General features: G+C 61.5%; 12 protein-coding genes and 1 pseudogene. 7 read left to right on the top strand and 6 right to left on the bottom strand.

Annotated features, from left to right (window positions below):
• The first annotated feature begins 146 nt into the window (after positions 1 to 146).
• From ISP18_RS05545 to ISP18_RS05560, 4 genes and pseudogenes are all read left to right on the top strand, one after another.
• Positions 147 to 1,124 carry a hypothetical protein gene (locus ISP18_RS05545; protein WP_380007789.1) on the top strand — a complete coding sequence of 326 codons (978 nt, stop codon included), beginning with the start codon at positions 147 to 149 and terminating at the stop codon, positions 1,122 to 1,124.
• Positions 1,125 to 1,605: 481 nt separating this feature from the next.
• A complete protein-coding gene (locus ISP18_RS05550) occupies positions 1,606 to 3,906 on the top strand; it encodes a S53 family peptidase (RefSeq protein WP_380007791.1) in 2,301 nt (766 codons plus the stop codon).
• 186 nt (positions 3,907 to 4,092) lie between these two features.
• Positions 4,093 to 6,027: a hypothetical protein gene (locus tag ISP18_RS05555; protein WP_380007794.1), complete on the top strand. Its 1,935-nt coding sequence runs from the start codon at positions 4,093 to 4,095 to the stop codon at positions 6,025 to 6,027.
• An 18-nt stretch (positions 6,028 to 6,045) separates the two neighbouring features.
• Positions 6,046 to 6,537: pseudogene (locus tag ISP18_RS05560) on the top strand (GFA family protein).
• 76 nt (positions 6,538 to 6,613) lie between these two features.
• Here ISP18_RS05560 and ISP18_RS05565 read toward each other — a convergent pair.
• From ISP18_RS05565 to ISP18_RS05585, 5 genes are all read right to left on the bottom strand, one after another.
• Positions 6,614 to 8,866 carry a xanthine dehydrogenase family protein molybdopterin-binding subunit gene (locus tag ISP18_RS05565; protein ID WP_380007797.1) on the bottom strand — a complete coding sequence of 751 codons (2,253 nt, stop codon included), beginning with the start codon at positions 8,864 to 8,866 and terminating at the stop codon, positions 6,614 to 6,616.
• A complete protein-coding gene (locus tag ISP18_RS05570) occupies positions 8,863 to 9,399 on the bottom strand; it encodes a (2Fe-2S)-binding protein (protein WP_380007801.1) in 537 nt (178 codons plus the stop codon). Before ISP18_RS05570 ends, ISP18_RS05565 begins: the two co-directional genes overlap by 4 nt.
• A gap of 52 nt (positions 9,400 to 9,451) precedes the next feature.
• On the bottom strand, positions 9,452 to 10,771 hold the full coding sequence (locus tag ISP18_RS05575; protein WP_380007804.1) for an APC family permease: 1,320 nt from the start codon (positions 10,769 to 10,771) through the stop codon (positions 9,452 to 9,454).
• A gap of 95 nt (positions 10,772 to 10,866) precedes the next feature.
• Positions 10,867 to 11,754: a PhzF family phenazine biosynthesis protein gene (locus ISP18_RS05580; protein WP_380010934.1), complete on the bottom strand. Its 888-nt coding sequence runs from the start codon at positions 11,752 to 11,754 to the stop codon at positions 10,867 to 10,869.
• Between the two features lie 114 nt (positions 11,755 to 11,868).
• Positions 11,869 to 13,782, bottom strand: a complete 1,914-nt coding sequence (locus ISP18_RS05585) for a S53 family peptidase (RefSeq protein WP_380007807.1) — start codon at positions 13,780 to 13,782, stop codon at positions 11,869 to 11,871.
• A gap of 322 nt (positions 13,783 to 14,104) precedes the next feature.
• Between ISP18_RS05585 and ISP18_RS05590 the strand changes: the two genes are divergently transcribed.
• Positions 14,105 to 14,407, top strand: a complete 303-nt coding sequence (locus ISP18_RS05590) for a hypothetical protein (RefSeq protein WP_380007809.1) — start codon at positions 14,105 to 14,107, stop codon at positions 14,405 to 14,407.
• A gap of 108 nt (positions 14,408 to 14,515) precedes the next feature.
• Here ISP18_RS05590 and ISP18_RS05595 read toward each other — a convergent pair whose 3' ends face one another.
• A complete protein-coding gene (locus ISP18_RS05595) occupies positions 14,516 to 16,444 on the bottom strand; it encodes a S53 family peptidase (RefSeq protein ID WP_380007812.1) in 1,929 nt (642 codons plus the stop codon).
• 503 nt (positions 16,445 to 16,947) lie between these two features.
• Between ISP18_RS05595 and ISP18_RS05600 the strand changes: the two genes are divergently transcribed.
• Positions 16,948 to 17,559 (top strand): outer membrane beta-barrel protein, encoded by a 612-nt coding sequence (locus ISP18_RS05600; RefSeq protein ID WP_380007815.1) that lies wholly within the window; start codon positions 16,948 to 16,950, stop codon positions 17,557 to 17,559.
• A gap of 142 nt (positions 17,560 to 17,701) precedes the next feature.
• A complete protein-coding gene (locus tag ISP18_RS05605; RefSeq protein ID WP_380007818.1) occupies positions 17,702 to 19,216 on the top strand; it encodes a fumarate hydratase in 1,515 nt (504 codons plus the stop codon).
• The last annotated feature ends 12 nt before the right edge of the window (positions 19,217 to 19,228 follow it).

Here is a 19,228-nt window from a genome sequence, read left to right on the forward strand (position 1 = left end):
CGTTCTCTCATTGAGCGAGATGGTCAAGTTGCAGTGCGAAGACATGGGTCGGAGCATTCCGGCGGCAACCGTTAACCTTGTGTGATTTGCCATTGGAACCGCGCCGCGCAGACATGGTCTGTGTGGTTCCCATACGGCCACATGGCGTGGCCGAGCGAACACACCGAGGACGGTTTATCGAACGCCCCGACCAGATCGAGCATCACCGCTGGTTCCCCGAGACACACCGAGGACTGGCTCCGCTCGACGGCCCCACCCGCGCCATGCTGCACGAACTGCGGTGGCGCAAACCGCCGCGTGATCACCGCCGCCTGTGGACGGCTCTGGCGATCGCGCTGGTGTTGCACGTCCTGTTCGTGGCGGTGGTGTGGCACGAGATGAAACCGACCGCACCATTGCCGCAAGTGGTGCGCGTGCAACTCGATCAGGGCATCCAGGTGCGCTTCATCACGCGCAATGCGGCAAACCCAAAGGCCGCGCCGCCGCCTGTCACGCCTCCTCCACCTCCGCCACGTCCCGTGCGCGAGCCGGTGTCGAAAAACGCCATGACGGTGCATATGCCGGAATCATCCACACCGGTAGTACAGCCTGCACCGGCTACGTCGGCGCCGCATCCTGTGCTGATCGACCGCACGGGACAAATCGTGTTGCCGGCGAATGCATCCAGTGCGTCGGCGCATTATGTGCAGCAGGCACTGCAGGGTGATGCGCAGATCATGCAGCATCGTGCCGGTGCGCAATACCAATCGGGACCGAATACATTCAAGAAATATTTTCCACCTCCGGACGAATCATTCGTCGGTGGCGTAGTGCGCAAGTTGAACGGTAGCGAGAGCAATTCGAAAAGCGTAGATCTGCCGGGCGGCATTCATCTGAAATGCCAGAAGGTATTCGGCATTCCCATTCCCAATTGCGGCATACCGCCACCTCCGCCGCCGCCGACCGATGGCGATCAGCGCTTGAACATGATGTCCGCACCGCTGGTGAAGGGAACGCCGATGCCGAAACCGGATATTGCTACCTGCATTGCGGATTATCGAGCTGGCAAACCGTTGCCTTATGGCTGCCCGGTCGATACGCCCGCGCACGCAGTGGATGCGGAGAAGAAGAAATCGGGACCATAGCCCGCGTTTGTCATTTCGGCCTTCGTGTGCTGCTGCCAAAAAAACGGAATCCCCATGGCTGCGCAATCCTTGCCGGTCGTTGTCGGCTGACCGGTCGTCATCATGAGTTTTTCACGCGAATGGCCTCATGGTGTTACAGCCTTTACGTTGGGTCATGCATTTAGACGTCTAAATTTAGATGTTTAAATTTAGCCAAGTGTGATCCGTAGATCGGGCGTAGTACTTTAATTACTTGTAGCACTAGACGTCCAAACGTACTGGTTGCATTATCGGCCGCCCCCGTCACTTGGCTGGGGATCAAGTGGGAGTTCAAGCAAGTCAGCGCTACCGCAGCCCGTGGCTGCGTCGAGCCCGTATGGCGGTTCGATGACTTTGTCCGTTCTTATTACAGAAGAGGTGACCGACGAAATATAGGGACAGGCTGGCAGATCCATCACAGGGGGCCTCGCTTTTTCATCCGAATCCTTTAGGGAGAAAATACGTGAAAACCGAGCATGTGATGATCGGCGTATCGATTGCAGCGGCCCTCGCCACGCTGCCTTCGATCGCCCTGGCTTCCGCTTCAAACGCCGCGCTTGCGGGTATCGACATTACCGAAGCGCCACGGGTAACCCAAACTGTAGACACCAGGGTCGTTTCCACCCTTGGCAATACTCATCTATCGCTGCTGGACAACGTTACGTCTATCGGTGCCGTGGCTGATTCCGCACCGATGAACCATATGCAGCTGGTCCTGCAACGCAGTGCAAAGCGCACGGCCGCATTGAATCAGCTGATCGCCGCGCAGCACGATTCTTCTTCATCCAAGTTCCATCAATGGCTGACGCCGGCCGAGTTCGGACAGGCTTTCGGTTTAGCCGATGCAGATATCAGTGCCGTAACGTCCTGGCTTACTTCGCAGGGCTTCAAGGTCAACGGCGTGCTTCCAAACAAGATGCAGATCGATTTCAGCGGCACCGCCGGCCAGGTGCGGCAGGCTTTTCACACGCAAGAGAATCATTACACCGTCAATCATGAAAGCCACATTGCCAATGCGGGCGACATCAGCATGCCGACCGCGTTGCGCGATGTGGTAGTGGGTGTGGCGGGGCTGAACGATTTCCGGCCGAAACCCTTGCACCAGCAGCCGCAGACCGCGCAGTTCGATGGTTCCAGCCAGCGCTTCAAGATTCAGCAGTCACCCAAAGCCAACGCCAGCATCGCCGGTGGTCCGAAGCCGTTGGTGAATTTCCAGGGTGGCGTACGTGGCTTCGTGCCCTATGACATGCAGACGATCTACAACACCTCGCCTCTGTACAACAGCGGCCTGACTGGCAAGGGCATCACCATCGCGCTAGTGGAAGATCAGGACATGGATGTGTCGGACTGGCCGAACTTCGTCAGCCAGTTTGGCCTGGGCGGCTATGGCGGCACGTTCAACCAATCCCAGCCATTGCTATCGCCTGATACGGGCAATTGCACGGATCCAGGTGGCAACAACCCTGGCGGTGAGAGCATCGAGGCTGTGCTCGATGCGGAATATTCCACCGCCATCGCGCCGGGTGCAAATATCTGGGTGGCCACGTGCAACGACGCCGGCAGCACCAATTTCTTCGGTGGGGTGTTCACTGCGGCAAGCAATCTGATCAACGGCACATCGCGTCCCAACATCATTAGCGCCAGTTATGGGTATGGCGAAGGCTTTACCGACGCCGCCAGCAAGACAGCCATCGATCTGATGTGGGCACAGGCGGATGCGGAAGGCATCTCGGTCTTCGTATCGAGCGGCGATTCCGGTTCCAACCCCAGCTTCAACGGCTCGATCATCAATGGCGTGCCGGCTATCGATGCCAATTCCTTTGGTTCTTCGGCCAACAATACCGCCGTCGGCGGTTCGGATACGGCGGACGTGCTCGATGGCACGAGCAGCAAGTACTTCAACACCGCGTTGAATCCGGTGTATGGATCGGCGAAGTCGTACGTGCCGGAAATCACCTGGAACCAGTCCTGCGGCAATACTCGTGCCGCCAAGGATCTGGTCAACGTCTCGGCCCTGCAGTTCTGCAAGAACGCGTTGATCTACGATCCCAACGGCGATTACGTCACCTCGGAAAGCGGCAGTGGTGGAGCTTCCTCGGTCGTTGCGAAGCCGTCGTGGCAGCGGATCGTACACGGCGCGGCCAAGGATCAGTCGCGTGACTTGCCGGATGTCTCGCTGTTTGCCGGTTCCTACGGCGGTTATTCCTGGGTGATCCTGTGCACCGGTAACTATCCGTGCACAGCGAACTTCACCTCGCCGGTGGTGCTGGAAGGCGGCACGTCGCTGTCGTCGCCGATGTTCGCCGGTATCCAGGCATTGATCGACCAGGGTCTGTCCAGTGCAGGCGGATCGGTGGATCAAGGCAATGCCGCGCCCACGCTGTATGAGCTGGCACGGAATGAGTACGGTGGTCCGACCGGTTCGGTGCCGTCGACGCTTGCCGCGTGCAACGCCGACAATGGCGCGAAGGGTACCGGTAAGTGCGTGTTCCACAACATCACCGACGGCGGCAACTCCACGCAGTGCATTGAGTTGCTGAGCCAAAACGAAGTCACCCCCGACTGCTACTTCTACGGCACGATCAATAACTTCGAAGGTTTCTTTGGACCGACCAAAGTCGGCCTGACCTCGTCCAATGCCACGAAGTACAACAGCACCACGGCGGCCTATGCGGCGCAAGCCGGCTGGAGCGCTGCCAACGGTCTGGGTTCGGTGAACGCCACTAACTTGCTGTCAGCGTGGAAATCGTTCAACGGTCTTTGATCATCCTCATTGAGTACAGAGCGTTCATACCCCTGGCGGCTAGTGCCGCCAGGGGATTTTTTATAAGAGGCGGGGTCGAGGTGGCGGGTTCGATAGCGCGAGCTTAAGAAATTCCTCGCGCCTATTACACTGGCGCCCATGTCGTCATTGCCCCCCGATCAACCCGCCCCATCCAAACAGGTCGTCATGATCAAGTCGCCGCGCGACGCGGCGACGTGGGCGCTTGTTTATCGGCGTCGCAGGCGCGACAGGCCGCGCGATCGTGTGCTGAAGATGCTGGGCCTCATCGGCAGCCTGCTGGTGCATCTTGTCGTGCTGTTCGGCGCGATTCTCGGCTCGCCGTACGAGCTGCCGCCACCGCCGCCGGAACCCAAGGGCAATGCGCTGCTGGTGCGGCTGATCCAGAACAAGCCCCAGCCGCCACCGCCGCCGCCCGTGCGCGGCGTGCCACCCAAGGAACATGGGCCGACGCATCGAGGCAACACCGCCCAGGTGACGCACGCCACGCATGAAGCCTCGACCGCCGCGCCGGTGGCCGCGGTGACGCAGCCGCCTGCGCCAGCGCCCAAGCAGGAGCCGGTGGTGGCGCAAACCAAGCCGCCTGCCGCGGAGAAAGCGCAGGCGCCTGCCGCGCCGCTGCCGCCGATCACCTTGCCGAAACCGTCGGCGCCACCGATCGAGCAACCCACACCCACCGGTTTGCCGCCACCGGCGTTGTCGCTGCAGGCCGTGCAGGCGCCGCAACCCGTGCCGCCTCAGTTCCAGCCCGAACCGGTGCGCAAAGCGCAGCCCGAAGGCACGCAGCCGATGCCGCCGTTGCCGTCGGTGGCGCTTCCCACCCAGCCCGCGCAATCGGCGCAGACCATCGCGCCGCCGCAGATGGCGGTGGAAAAACCATCGCTCACGCCGGTGCCGATGCCTAGCGTTGCGACGGCGCAGCCCAGCCCCACGACGGCGGCGCCGCCGTCGCCATCGTTGCAGCCGGTGCCGCTGCCGGCGCAGGTGGCGCCTACGGTCAACCTGCAGGCATCTACAACGCCGCTGGTGACGCCGAATGTGCCACGTACCTCGCAGCAGGAGCTTGGCCCGGTTGTGCGCCCCCAGGAACAGCCGCAACTGGCGCCGGTACCGGTCACGCCGGTCGCCGCACCGACGCCGAACGTTGCGCCGTCCGCACCAGCGTTGAATATCGAAGCGCCCAAGCTCGCCGTGCCGGAGGTGTCGCTGCGCCCGCAACTGAGTCCAGCGGTTTCGCCCACGCCTACCACGCCGCAGAGCGAAGCCAAGCCTTCGTCATCGACGAGCAACGAGAAGGAGACGGCGGCGACATCTTCGCCTGCGCCGAGTACGGCACCTTCCAGCGCGCCTGCGAACGAAGGCAACGCGAGTGCCAGCACTGCGCCCAACGCCACGCCGCAAGGCAGCGAAACCGCCAATCCGGGGCAACCCAATGGCGTCATTCAATCGCCATCGGAAAATGCCGGCCAAGGCACGCAGCCGGCTCCATCGATCGGCACGGGCAACAACACAGCGGGCGAGCAGGGCGGCGGCACACCGGGTACGCCGAACGGCACCTACATCCAGCTCAAGCCACGCGGCGATACGGAAATCATGTCCCACAACACGAATCTGCCGGGGTACAAGCGGACCCGCTTCGACCAGTATTGGACGCCAGAAGGCGAGAGTTCCGTCGACACTGCCTTGCGTCACGCCGTGGAAAAAACCACGGTGAAGCACACGTTCAATTTGCCGCAAGGCGTGCGTATCGAATGCGCGGTAACGCCGCTGCTGCCGTCGGCGTTGTTCGGTTGCCGCAATCCCGATCCGCCCAGGCAGCCGCTCGAGAAAAAGATCTACGATCGATTGAATCTGCCTTCGCAAAACGCATCGATCCCCAAGACGGAAGCGGCCGCTGCCGCGAGTACGTCAGCACCGGCCGCACCGGTGGTGCTGGACAACAGCGCCGAATGCGCCGCGGCGCGCGTCAGCGGAGGCCCGATGCCGCCGAATTGTCCGCCTACGGCATCGACGCCAGTGAAGGCTTTGCAGCCAATAAAGCCGGTGGGCGCGCCGACATCAACATCGGGTTCATGGGTGCCGGCCAGCGATCAATTCCATTAGCGACATGGAGGCGATGCCATGAGCGATGAAATCAAGCACTTCGAAGGCGGGTGTGATTGCAGACTGGTGCGCTATCGCATGATAGATACGCCACTGTTCGTGCACTGCTGTCATTGCCGCTGGTGCCAGCGCGAAACCGGTAGCGCGTTTGTGCTCAATGCGATGATTGAAGCGGAGCATGTGTAGTTGCTGTCCGGCGAAGTAGAAGTGGTGTGCACACCGTCGTGCAGTGGCAAGGGGCAGAACATTTCGCGTTGTCCCGAATGCCGTATCGCTTTATGGAGTACGTATTCCGGCGCAGGCGAGCTGATCCGCTTTGTGCGTGTCGGTACCCTCGACGATCCGGATCGTTTTCCGCCGGATATCCATATCTTCACGCAGTCCAAGCAACCGTGGGTGCTGTTGCCGCCGAGCGTGCCGGCGATGCATGCGTATTACGATCGGGAGAAGTATTGGCCGCAGGCGAGTTTGGAAAGGCGCAGGGCGCTGTTGATACGAGCGGGGCGTTAGCGATCGGCAAATTCCTCGCTAGACCGGCCCCTCACCCCAACCCTCTCCCCGAAGGGGAGAGGGGGTAAAGGCAGCATCACAACAACCGCAGTAATTCCTTCATCAACGGCAGCCTGCGCACGCGCACCGCGCTCACGCGGAACACCGCGTTGGCAAGCGCAGGCGCTGCAGTCGGCATGGCAAGAAAGCTCGCACCGGCTGGATCGCCTTCGCCAGGCACGGTGATCACTTCGACCGTACGCGGTAGCTGCGCCATGCTGGCGAGCTGATAATCCTTCAAGGTGCTTTGCTGCACTTTGCCGTCCTTCGTGGTGATCGCGAGGTTGAGCGCAGTGGAGAGCGCATCCAGGGTGGCGCCGGCCACCTGGCCTTCCAGACCCATCGGGTTGATCACGCGGCCCACGTCGACCGCGCACACGACGCGTTCGAGGGTGAGTTTTTCGCCTTGCATCGACACTTCGATCGCATGCGCGACGTAAGCGCCATCCATGTACCAACAGGCGATGCCGAAGCCGTTGACCGAGTGCAGCCAATCCTTCCAGCTGATGCGATCGGCGACGAGCTTGAGCACATTGATCATGCGCGCGGTATCGATCGCGCCACCACCCTGCAGGGGCACCAACCGCGGCTCGCCGAGCAGGCGCAGGTTGGTCACCAGCGGGTCTTCTTTCAGCGCGTGCGCGATCTCGTCGATGAAGCTGCCGACGGCGAAGGCGTTGGTCACGTCCGGCATGCCGCGATGCGGCCCGCGTGGCAGCGACGACGCAAGGCCGAACCAGTCGCTGCGGTAATTGGGCACGAAACCGGCTGGCAGTTGGTTTGCGCTTACTTCGGACGTCCATAGGTGATCGCTCGGCACGCCGCGGCCGTTAAGCGCTGACGCACTGGCCACGCGCTGGTTCCACGCGATGACGTTGCGCTTGGCGTCGATGATCGCGTTGAACTTATGCACGCAGCCGGAGCGGTAAAAGTCGTGTGTAAGGTCTTCGTCGCGCGGCCAGAGCAGTTGCAGTGGCTTGTCGACTTCCTTGGCCAGCAGTACCGCTTCGGCCACGTAGTCATGATCAAGGCGCCGACCGTAGCCGCCGCCGATGCGCGGCACGCGGATGTCGATCTGATCCGGCGCGAGGCCGGTAAGGCGCTGCACCACCGTCCATGCCTGCTGCGGCGATTGCGTGGGCACGCAGAGCGTGGCGCTGGTCTTGTCCAGGCGCACCACGCAGTTCATTGGTTCGCTGGTAGCGTGCGCCAGCCACGGCTGGTAATAGGTGGCTTCGACGCGGCGCGCGGCCTTGCGCTTGGCCTTGTCGACGTCGCCGTCGTCGCGCACGCGCGTGGTGGGCGCGGCATCGCTGTCGAGTAGCGCGGCGGCTTGCTGCTCCAGCGCGGCAGTGCTTTCGCTGCCGCTCGCACCGGGTTTCCAGGTGAGCTTCAGTGCGCGCCGTGCCTGCAACGCAATCCAGGTGTTTTCGGCAATCACCGCGACGGCCGGCGCGATGACTGTTTGCCCCGGCGGCAGTTTCGGATCGGGCTTGAGTTCGATCACCTTCACCACGCCTTTGATGGCGAGTGCGGCGGTGCTGTCCAGGCCGGTGAGCTGACCGTCGGGCCATGGGCAATGCGCGAGCACGGCGACTAGTGCGTCGCCGAAACGCTGATCGAGCGCGTAAGGGGTTTGTCCCGTCACGATGGCGCGTGCATCGGCGTCGCCTGCGGGCTTGCCGATGAAGCTGTAGCGATCGGGCATTTTCAGTGCGATCGGGCCGGGCGGCAGCGCAACTTTCGCTGCTGCGGCGGCGAGCTGGCCATAACCGAGGCGACGGCCGTCGGGCGCGATGACGGCGCCTTGTTCCGTACGCAATTTCTCGGCCGGTACACCGAGTTGCGGCACGGCTGCCCGGATCAGCAGCCAGCGCACCAGCGCGCCAGCCGAACGCAGATCGCGCCACGCGCGTGGCATGGAGTTGCCGGTGCCGCCCACCTGCTGGCCATAGAGCCAGCGCGGCTTGCCATTGTCGTTGGCCACGCCCAGGCCCAGCGGCAGCACGCGCACGCGCTGCCAGTCGGCATCCATTTCGTCGGCGATGATGCGAGCGAGCGAGGTCGCGACGCCGGTGCCGGTTTCGGGATCGCGTGTGCCGATCAGCACCGTGCCGTCGGCGTCCACACGCACATAGAGGCCAAGATCGAACAGCGCGTCGCCCAGCATGTCCGGAGGCACCGGTTCGGTGGCGGCATGGACAGCACGAATGCCGACGATCAACGCGCCGGCCGTACCGGCAAGCACCTGCAGGAAGCGGCGGCGGGAAAGCTGTACGCGGCCGCTCATGCCTTCGCTCCTTGCTTCATCGCTGCAGCCGCGCGCTTGACGGCTTTGCGCACACGCGTCTGGCAGCCGCAGCGACAGAGGTTGGGCAGGGTGTCGATATCGTTGTCGGAAGGATCCTTGATTCGATTCAACAGATCCATCGAGGCGATCAGCCAGCCCGGCGTGCAGTAGCCGCAGCCGATGGCGTCCTCGTCGATGAAAGCCTGCTGCAGCGGATGCAGCCCGCCTTTCGCATCGGTCAGGCCTTCCACCGTGGTGACTTGCTTGCCGGTCAGCTTGCGCATCGGCACGCCAATGGCTGATGTGGCCTTGCCGTTCACCAGCACCAGATCTGCACCGCCTTCGCCATGCTCGCCGCCGTACTTGGTGCCGTTGAGCCGCAGCACATCACGCAGGTACCACAGCAAGGGCATCTCCGGATCGCCGGTGTGGCGGAATTGCTCGCCGTTGATCAGCAGGTCGATGCCGGGGCGGACCGGAGTGGGCGTGATATCCGCAGCTTTACTGGGCAGCGCGGCGTGGTCTTGCGCCATCGGTTGGTGTCTCCTTAAACCTATTCGCGCATTTTGGCATTGACGCAAGAATTTAGGGGCGAACCGGGCTGAACAATCGTCGCCAGATCAGATAGACCGGAATGCCTGCCACCATGATGGCCAGGCCAATACCCGTATTCACCAAGCTTGTACGCAGGCTTTGCACCACCACCAGTCCGATCGTGCCAATAAAGATCAGCGGCAGCAGCGGATAACCGGGCACGCGGAACGACACGTCGCTTCGCTGCTTGTGGCGATACCAGAACAGCGTGCCCACGCCCACGGCGCAGGCGAGCCAATCGCCGAAAGTGGCGTAATCGAGCAATTGGCCGTAGCTGCCCGACAGCACCAGCACGATCGACCAGCCCACCAGCAGCAGCAGCGCCAGGTTGGGCGTGTGATGACGCGGATGCAGGCGCCCCACACTGGCGAAGAACAGGCCATCCGCGCCCATCACCTGCAATACACGTGCGCCGGATACCAGGGTGATGTTGCAAAAACCGAAGGTGGAGACGGCGATGCCTACGGCGATCAGCTTGGCGCCTGCCGGGCCAAACACCTTGCCCATCACTTCCGCGGCGGGCGTGCGGCTGTGGGCGAGGCCATCGTGGCCAAGCACGGCCAGATAGGCCACGTTGACCAATGCATACACAGTGATGACACCCAGCATACCCACCAGCAGCGCACGGGGCAGGGTGCGTTGCGGTTCCTTCACTTCGCCGGCCAGATTGTTGAGGTAGGTGAAGCCGGAGTAGGCGAACAGCACCGGTAGCGCAGCGCCCATGAAGCCGACGTTCGCGCGTGCCGGATCAACGGCCAGCAGCGGCGTGCTACCGACGCCGGCCAGGAACAGTCCGCACACCACCAATACCGCCACGGCGAGCAGCTTCAGCAGCGTGAACAGGTTCTGCATCTGCACGCCAAACTTCAGCCCGAACAGATTGATCAGCGCCACCAGCGCCAGCGCGCCGATCGCCAGCGGCGTCGCCATGCCGGCCGGCAAGCCGAACACCGAAGCCGCGTAGCTGGCGAAGATGGTGGCCACTGCCGCGCTCGATCCGGAATAGATCACCAGCAGCATGGTCCAGCCGAATAGGAAGCCGGCGAGCGGCCCGAAGGCTTCGCGCAAATAGACATAGCTGCCACCCGCATGCGGACGGCGCGCGCCCAGCTCGGCGTAGCACAGCGCGCCAATCAGGGTCAGCACCCCGGCGCCCACCCACACCAGCAGTAGTGCAAGGCCCGATTCCGTGCGCTGCGCGGCAATGCCGGGGTTGAGAAAGATGCCGCCGCCGATGATGCCGCCGATCACCACCAACGCTGCGTCCCGCAGGCGGAGGCTGCGTTGATAGCCCGTAACCGGTGACGTCATGGGAAAGCCCCTGGAATGGAAAGGCAGAGCATGGCAATGGCGATGCGATCCGGCAAGGTCCGCTTTTTCACCCCATGCAAGCACGAGCGGGCGCGTTATCCGATTTCCGCCAGATCGAGTTCGCCCCGGATCACCGTCACGCACTGCCCACCGATCACTATGGCGCCGCTGGCGGGATCGCGCCTGACGCTGACGTATCCGTCGTGGCCTATTTCGCGGCCCTGGCTTGCAAGATAGCTGAGGCCGTAGCGGGTATCGCCGCGTGATGTAAGAAAAGCCATGATCCCGGCATTGGCGCTGCCGGTCACCGGATCCTCTGACATGCCGTCTCCCGGGCAAAATGCGCGCACGGCCATCTGCGCGAGTCCGGAGCGTTCCTGGCCGAACACGCTGACGCCCAGGGCGTCGTGCTGCTCGCACAGGCGCTGGATGGCATGCAGGTCGGGCCGCAAAGCACGTACGCGTGATGCTTCCTGCAGATCGCACACCCACCAGCGTGGGCCGTTGTCCACCAAGCTCATTTGCATATCATGCGATGCCATGCCGATCGCTTCGGCGATGATTCGACGTACCTCGGCACTGACGTCTTGCAGCCCAGCGGCAGGCGCTTGTACGTGGATGATGCGTTGGGCACCGGGATTTTCGATCTCCATTGGCAGCAGACCTGCAGCGCACTGCTGGATCAGTTTCGTTTTGCTGCCGGCAACCAATCCCGCTTCGATGGCGGCATAGGCGCTGCCGACGCTGGGATGCCCTGCGAACGGCAATTCCTGACGCGGTGTGAAAATGCGCACGCGATAATCCGCTTCCGGTGTCGTCGGTAGAAGCAGGAAGGCGGTTTCGGAGAGATTTGTCCAACGCGCAAACGCGCGCATCGTGGCTTCATCCAACCCATCGCCATCGATGACGACCGCAAGCGGATTGCCTTTCAACGGTTGGCGCGAAAACACATCGAGCTGCATGAAGCGGCGCTTGGAGGCCATGGGCATGCGACGTTGTGAAATGGGCTGCCATCATAGCAATCGACGCCGGCATGCTTGCTCTGCAAGCGACAACAAGCCCTTCTCCGATAGCGGGGAAGGGCGTTGGCTTACGACTTAAAATTCACTGCGCAGGAACGCATCCAAATTCGCCACATTCAGCGAACCGATGCCCGCACCCAGGTTGTACTGCGGCGCACCGTAATAGAACCAGTTATCACCGGTACGGATGCTGTGGAAGGGGGAGAGCTGGCCGTAGCCGAAGATGTTCTGGATCGCATACACCTGCGGATTCCAAAAGCCGATGCGGTGACCCGAACTCTGTCGTAGCAGTGCGGCTATGCCGTTGAGCTGCGCTGACACGAAGCTGGTGCCGCCTTCGCCGCTGTTCAAACCACCGTCATAAGTCGACACGTAGATATAGCCCGTTTCGGGATCGGCGTTCAACGAGATATCCGGCACGTTGCGGCCCGCAAAGTCGCTGGGCATGTTCAGTAGCGTACTGCAGCGACCGAGCAGATCGCAGAAGTCCACCGCCTGATTCGGTTGGCTGCGCTGGATGCCGGACGTGAGCCGCTGATAGAACGGCGTATGCCAGTACACGCTCACACCGCCGCCGCTGCCCACGGAAAACTCATCGACGCCCATGTGGAGGTAGGTGGAAAAATAGTTTTGGATGTAATCCCACCCCCAGACGCTTTCCAGCGTGATGGATTCGTTTGGGCCGCCGTCGAAGGCATAGCTGAAAGGCACGGTGGTGCCGCCGGCAGCGGTGATGTACGGATCGGAGGCGGGTGAGTCGACGCTGAGCGGTATGGAGTAACCGACCGCATTAACGAAGTAGCTATTGACGTCATACGCACCGGAATCACCCGAAGCGGCAAATAGCGATTGTCCCTGCGCGGCCGCTTCCAGGAAGATTTTGTGCAAGGCGCGTAGATCGCCCACATCGGTGGTGTCATTATTGTTACCGCCGTACCACGCGGCGAAGTTGAAAAATTCAGGCATGCTCCAGCTGGTGGAAAGGCTGTCGGCAACGTCGTCCGACACGGCTTGCGCAAACGCGTCCACGTAGCCACTGCCGCCGTTGGGTGCGTCGTACACGATGATGTTGGCATACGGCGCAATGCCGCCCGATTGTTCGACGGCGATGGACGTTTCGCCGCTGCCGCCATCGATCGCACCGCCGCCATCCACATGTACCTGCGTGATGCGATTGGGCTTGGTGGTCAGGCCGATATCCGACCAATAGGTTGTTGCGTCACTGGGATAGAAATCCGACAGCGTCACGATGCCGACAATCGAGCCTCTGCCGACCACGCCGCGTTGATAGAGCGGATTGATGTTATAGAGATTGGCGACGTCGCCCACCGTGTACTGGCCGGGAATGCCGGATGCTGTGGGATTGCCGTTGGATCCGGAGGAACCCTCGCTGCTCAGTTGCCGGGTTTTCGCGTTCGGCGTTCCGGATGTGGCAAACGCGGGTGCCGAGACATGATGCGGGCGATAGATATTCTCCGTGCTCAAGCCGACGGCAATATCGACCACATCGGCAATGGTGGAAGGAATCTGCGGCGACGATATCGGCTTATAGAAGCGACGTCCGTTTTCGCGCGCTACATAGTCGTGGATCGACGTCTGGAACAGTTGACTGAACTGACCCAACGTGCCGCTGGTGCGAATGGCCAGATGGCTCGGCAGCACTTCGCTGTTCAAACCCTGTTTCCGCAGAAACGTCTGTATACGTGCAATGTCGTTATCGGTGGCGCCGTATTGTTGCGCGAACTGACTGGTGGTCAGAAATTGCTTATAGTGCGCACTGCCAGGCGTGACGGTCTGCTTGATGTAGTCCTCCAGCGCGGCTTCGTTGTGCAGCTTCAAGAACAGAGTGACGTGTACGGTTTGATTGGCCGGCGCCACACCGGCATCAACGGCTGGGATAGTGTTGGCGGCCCACGTGCCGGCACTCGCGCCGACCAAGAGCAGGCCAAGGGATAAGGAAAGCGATTTGCAATGCAGCTTCGCGAACATGGTGTTCCTCCTTAAACTGGATGGTCGCAACGACAGACCTGGAGCACACACCTTCGTCTCGCGCGAGACGCTGCCGTTACGCATGGTTGAGTGCATCTTTCCCGCGACGTTGTCCGTCTCCCCGAGGACTCACATCTCGCCGCTTCCTTGAGCTTATAGCTCGCTCGCGAAGCCTGGAAGGACTTGGTGGAGGCTGATTCTCTGTTTTTCTGCGAGTCGACGAGAAATAAAGGCTGTGAATGTGGTTTGTGTTCGTTAGATCACACACACAGGCGGCCGCATGTCTTGCAAGCCAAGTGTTCGCAAACGAACGCACACATTCGTGAAAGAAATGTCTTTAGGCATTCGCGTGCTGCGCATGGGTTATCACTGGAACAGCGTAGTGAATGACTGTGTTGACGCCGGCTATGACTTTCTCGGCAGCGTCGTGATGCGTGGCGTCCTGCCCGATGACATGGGCATCGGGCTTGAGCAACAGCAAACGCGGAGCTGGCTGCTAGGCGCAACCTCAACGACAACATCATCGAACTGTGTGCATCGGTGCCAGCGTTGGCTGTTCCGTCGCGCAGGCTGTACGTGCTGCACCACATCGCGCTTGGCAGCGAGTCAGGCCGTGACGCTGTAAACCGCGCTGGCGAATACTTCGGCGTGGGCGGCGGCTACAACTTCAACAAGGCATTCCGCCGCGCGGAAACTCCCTCCCCCGATAGCGGGGGAGGGAAGGGAGCGCAACTTAGAAGCCGCTACGCAAGAACACATCCAGATTCGCCACATCCAGTGCGCCGATACCCACGCCCTGGTTGTAGCGCGGCGCGCCGTAGTAGAACCAATTGTCACCGGCACGGATGCTCTTGAACGGCGTGAACCAGCCGTAGCCGAAGATGTTCTGCAACGCATACACCTGCGGGTTCCACAAGCCGATGCGATGTCCCGTGCTTTGCCGCAGCAACGCGGTAATGCCGTTGAGCTGTGGTGCTACGAAGCTGGTGCCGCCTTCGCCGCTAAGCAGGCCGCCGTCAACCGTCGACACGAAGATGTAGCCCGTTTCCGGATCGGCATTGAGCGAGATATCTGGTACGTTGCGTCCCTCGAAATGGCTGGGCAATTTCAGCAGCGTGGTGGGACCGGCGCTGGGGTCGTTGTAGACCAGCGACTGATTCGGTTGGCTGCGGCGAATACCGTCGGTGAATGCCTGATAGAACGGTTTGTGCCAGTACACGCTGACGCCACCGCCGCCGCCCGAGGAGAACAGGTTGACCACACCTGGGCCGATGTAGGTATCAAAGTAGTTCTGCAGATAATCCCAGCCCCACACGCTCTCCTGTGTGATGGACTTGGTCGGGCCGGTACCGAAGGCGTAGCTGTAGGGCGTGGTGGTGCCACCGGCCGCAGTGATGAAGGGATCGGAAGCCGGCGAATCGACGGTGAGCGGCGCGGTATATTGGCCCACGCCTGTGCCGACACCCAAGTCGCGCACCGTGTCATAGGCGCCGGAATCGCCCGATGCGGCGAACAGCGATTGTCCTTGCACGGCCGCTTCCAGGAATATCTTGTGGAACGCACGTAGATCGCCCGCGTCGCTGGTGTCGGTATTGCTGGCGCCAGTGACGTTCAGTGCAGCGAAATTGAAGATTTCCGGCAGGCCCCAACTGGTGGAGATGCTGTCGGCGACGTTATCCGATACTGCTTGCGCAAATGCATCGACGTAGCCGGCGGTGGTGTTGGGCGAGTCGTATACGAGGACGTCTGCGTAGGGTGCCACGCCGCCGGACTGTTCGACGTCGATGGATGTTTCACCACTGCCGCCGTCGATCGCGGCGCCACCATCCACATGCACCTGCGTGATGCGGTTGGGTTTGGTGGCAAGGCCGATATCCGACCAGTACGTGGTCGCGTCGCTGGGATAGAAGTTCGACAAGGTGACGATGCCGACGGTCGAGCCCTTGCCGACCACGCCATGTTTATAGAGCGGATTGATATTGTAGAAATTGGCGACGTCACCCACCGTGTATTGGCCGGGTACGCCCGACGCAGTGGGATTGCTGGACCCGCCGGAACTCTTGGCAGCCAATGCGTTGGTCTTCGCGTTCGGCGTGCCTAGCGCGGTGAGCGCGGGCGTCGAAACGTGGTGCGGACGATACACCTTCTCGCTGCTCAGGCCGGTGGCGACGTCCACCACGTCGGCAATAGCCGAAGGTAGCTGCGGCGAGATGGCCGGCTTGTGGAAGCGATGACCGTTCTGACTCGAAACATAGGTGTGGATGGACGTCTGGAACAGCTTACCGAATTGGCTCAGCGTACCGCTGGTGCGAATCGCCAGATGGCTCGGCAAGACCTCGCTGCTCAATCCCTGGCTACGCAGATAGGACTGTACGCGCGCGATCTCCGCATCGGTGGCGCCGTATTGCTGTGCGAATTGGCTGGTGGTCAAAAATTGCTGGTAGTGCGCGCTGCCTGGTGTGACGGTCTGGCGAATGTAGTCCTCCAGTGCAGCTTCGTTGTGCAGCTTCAGAAACAAGGTGACGTGCGCTGTCTGGTTGGCCGGTGCCGTGCCCGCGTCCACAGCAGGTGTGGCGTTCGCGGCCCAGGTGCCGGCACTTGCGCCGGCCAGTAGCAGGCTAAGCGATAACGAAAGCGACTTGCGATGCAGTGTTGCAAACATGTTGCTCCTCCCGAATGAGCGCAACAGCACGCACGCATGCGTAGCAAAGGCCGAAAGCACACACCCTTGCCTCATTCGCACGAGACGCGTTGCGCATATGGCTGAAAATTCGTCTTCCCAGCGACGTCGTCCATCTCCCCTGACGACTGGCATCGCGTCGCACGAAGGAGCCTATAGCGGTTTGGTGGAACCTGGAAGTGCCTGAGTTGCATGTAGGCAAAAGCAAATTTCATGTGCCAGCAAATTCAGAAGGTTTTCCTCGATCCAACGCAACATCAAGGCTGTGTGCGTAGTCCACGGCAAGACACGATTTGTACGCGGATGCGCGTGCTTCGCGCGAAGACGGATTGCGTAAGAAAAACCCTACCTATGTAGAAGAAATCTCTTTAGGCACCGGCGAAGCGATTGGTTACCTTTTGCAAAATTTTTACGCTCGAAACCGCGTTCCTCTTCGTGCGGTTCGATCAGACGGAATCTCGTCAAAACCATCAAGGAGTTTTCTCATGCGCAAGCTCGCAACGATCGCCATCGCATTGGCGCTGGGTACGGCTTCATCCGTAGCGCTCGCCGACGACGGCAATTTCTTCGTCAATGCCAATGGCGGTGCTTCCCGCTACAGCGTCGACAATCCGTACTCGGGTCAGGACAACAGCTTCAGCAAGACCGGCAAAGCCGGTGCGCTGCGTGTGGGTTATCGCTGGAACAGCGTGGTGGATTACGGCGTTGAAGCGGGTTACGGCTTCCTCGGCAACGCCACGGCGCGCGTCAACTACTACGGCGGCGGTACCGAGCGCGAACAGGTGCAAACCCGCGGCTGGCTGCTTGGCGGCAATCTCAACTACAACATCACCGAGCAGTGGTATGTCGATGCACGCGCCGGCTGGTTCCGTGCGCGCAGCCTCTACGAAAACCGTCTGCTGAGCGACAGCGGTAACTCCTACTATCGCGTTGCTCAGGTCGGCACCGGCGAATACTTCGGTCTGGGTGGTGGCTACAACTTCAATAAGAATCTCAGCCTAGGTCTGGCCTACGACACCTATCGCGCCCCCAACAACGGGAACACCTACAGCACCCGCATCGGCATGTACTCACTCCAAGCCGAATACCGTTTCTGATTCAAGGAGTTCTCCACTCTTTTGCGGCCGCTCTGCGCGGCCGCTTTTTTATCTGCGGGACCGGATTGGGGCACAATAGGATGGTTATGCCCGGCTAGCGCAAGGTTCGCCAGGCATCGTCCCCCAGCAAAAAGCCGCCGCCATGACCACCATCAAGCAAGACGATCTGATCCAGTCCGTTGCCGACGCCCTGCAGTACATCAGCTACTACCACCCGGTCGACTACATCACCAATCTAGCCAAGGCCTATGAGCGCGAGGAGTCGCCGGCCGCCAAAGACGCCATGGCGCAGATCCTGATCAATTCGCGCATGGCGGCGGAGGGGCATCGTCCGCTGTGCCAGGATACCGGCATTGTCACCGTGTTTCTCAAGGTCGGCATGGACGTGCGCTGGGACGCCAGCATGAGCCTGGAAGACATGGTCAACGAGGGCGTGCGTCGTGCCTACAACCATCCGGACAACAAGCTGCGCGCGAGCGTGCTGGCCGATCCCGCCGGCAAGCGCAGCAATACCAAGGACAACACGCCTGCGGTGATCAACGTTTCGATTGTTCCTGGCGATACGGTGGACGTGATCGTGGCGGCGAAGGGTGGCGGCTCCGAGGCCAAGTCCAAGTTCGTGATGCTCAATCCGTCGGATTCCATCGTCGACTGGGTGCTCAAGACCGTGCCGACCATGGGCGCGGGTTGGTGTCCGCCGGGCATGCTGGGCATCGGCATCGGTGGCACCGCCGAGAAGGCGATGCTGTTGGCGAAAGAGGCATTGATGGAGCCGATCGACATCCAGGACCTGATTGCCCGCGGTCCATCGAGCCGCGCCGAAGAATTGCGCCTCGAGCTGTACGAAAAAGTGAACGCGCTGGGCATAGGCGCGCAGGGCCTGGGCGGCCTCACCACGGTGCTCGACGTGAAGGTCAAGGATTACCCCACCCATGCCGCCAATCTGCCGGTGGCGATGATTCCCAACTGTGCCGCCACGCGCCACGCGCACTTCACCCTGGACGGCTCCGGTCCGGTCATGCTCGATCCGCCCTCGCTGAAAGACTGGCCCGAGCTCACCTACGACGCCTCTAAGGGCCGCCGCGTGAACCTGGATACGGTCACCCGCGAGGAAGTAGCAAGCTGGAAACCCGGCGAAGTGCTGCTACTCAACGGGAAGCTGCTCACTGGCCGCGATGCCGCGCACAAGCGCATGGTCGACATGCTGAACAAGGGCGAGAAGCTGCCGGTGGATTTCACCGGACGCTTTATCTACTACGTCGGCCCGGTCGATCCGGTGCGGGATGAAGTGGTCGGCCCCGCCGGCCCCACCACCGCCACCCGCATGGACAAGTTCACCGAGCAGGTGCTGGCACAGACCGGCCTGCTGGGCATGGTCGGCAAGGCTGAGCGCGGCCCGACTGCGATCGAGGCCATAAAAAAGCACCAGTCCGTGTACTTGATGGCCGTGGGCGGCGCAGCGTACCTGGTCTCCAAGGCCATCAAGGCCAGCCGTGTGCTGGCTTTCGAAGATCTGGGCATGGAGGCGATCTACGAGTTCGAGGTGAAGGACATGCCGGTGACCGTGGCGGTGGATTCAGCCGGTACCTCGGTACACAAGACCGGGCCGCGGGAGTGGCAGGCGAAGATTGGGAAGATTCCCGTATTGGTCGAGTAACTCACCTTGGTG

Source organism: Dyella humi, assembly GCF_044904605.1.
Lineage (GTDB): Bacteria > Pseudomonadota > Gammaproteobacteria > Xanthomonadales > Rhodanobacteraceae > Dyella_B > Dyella_B humi.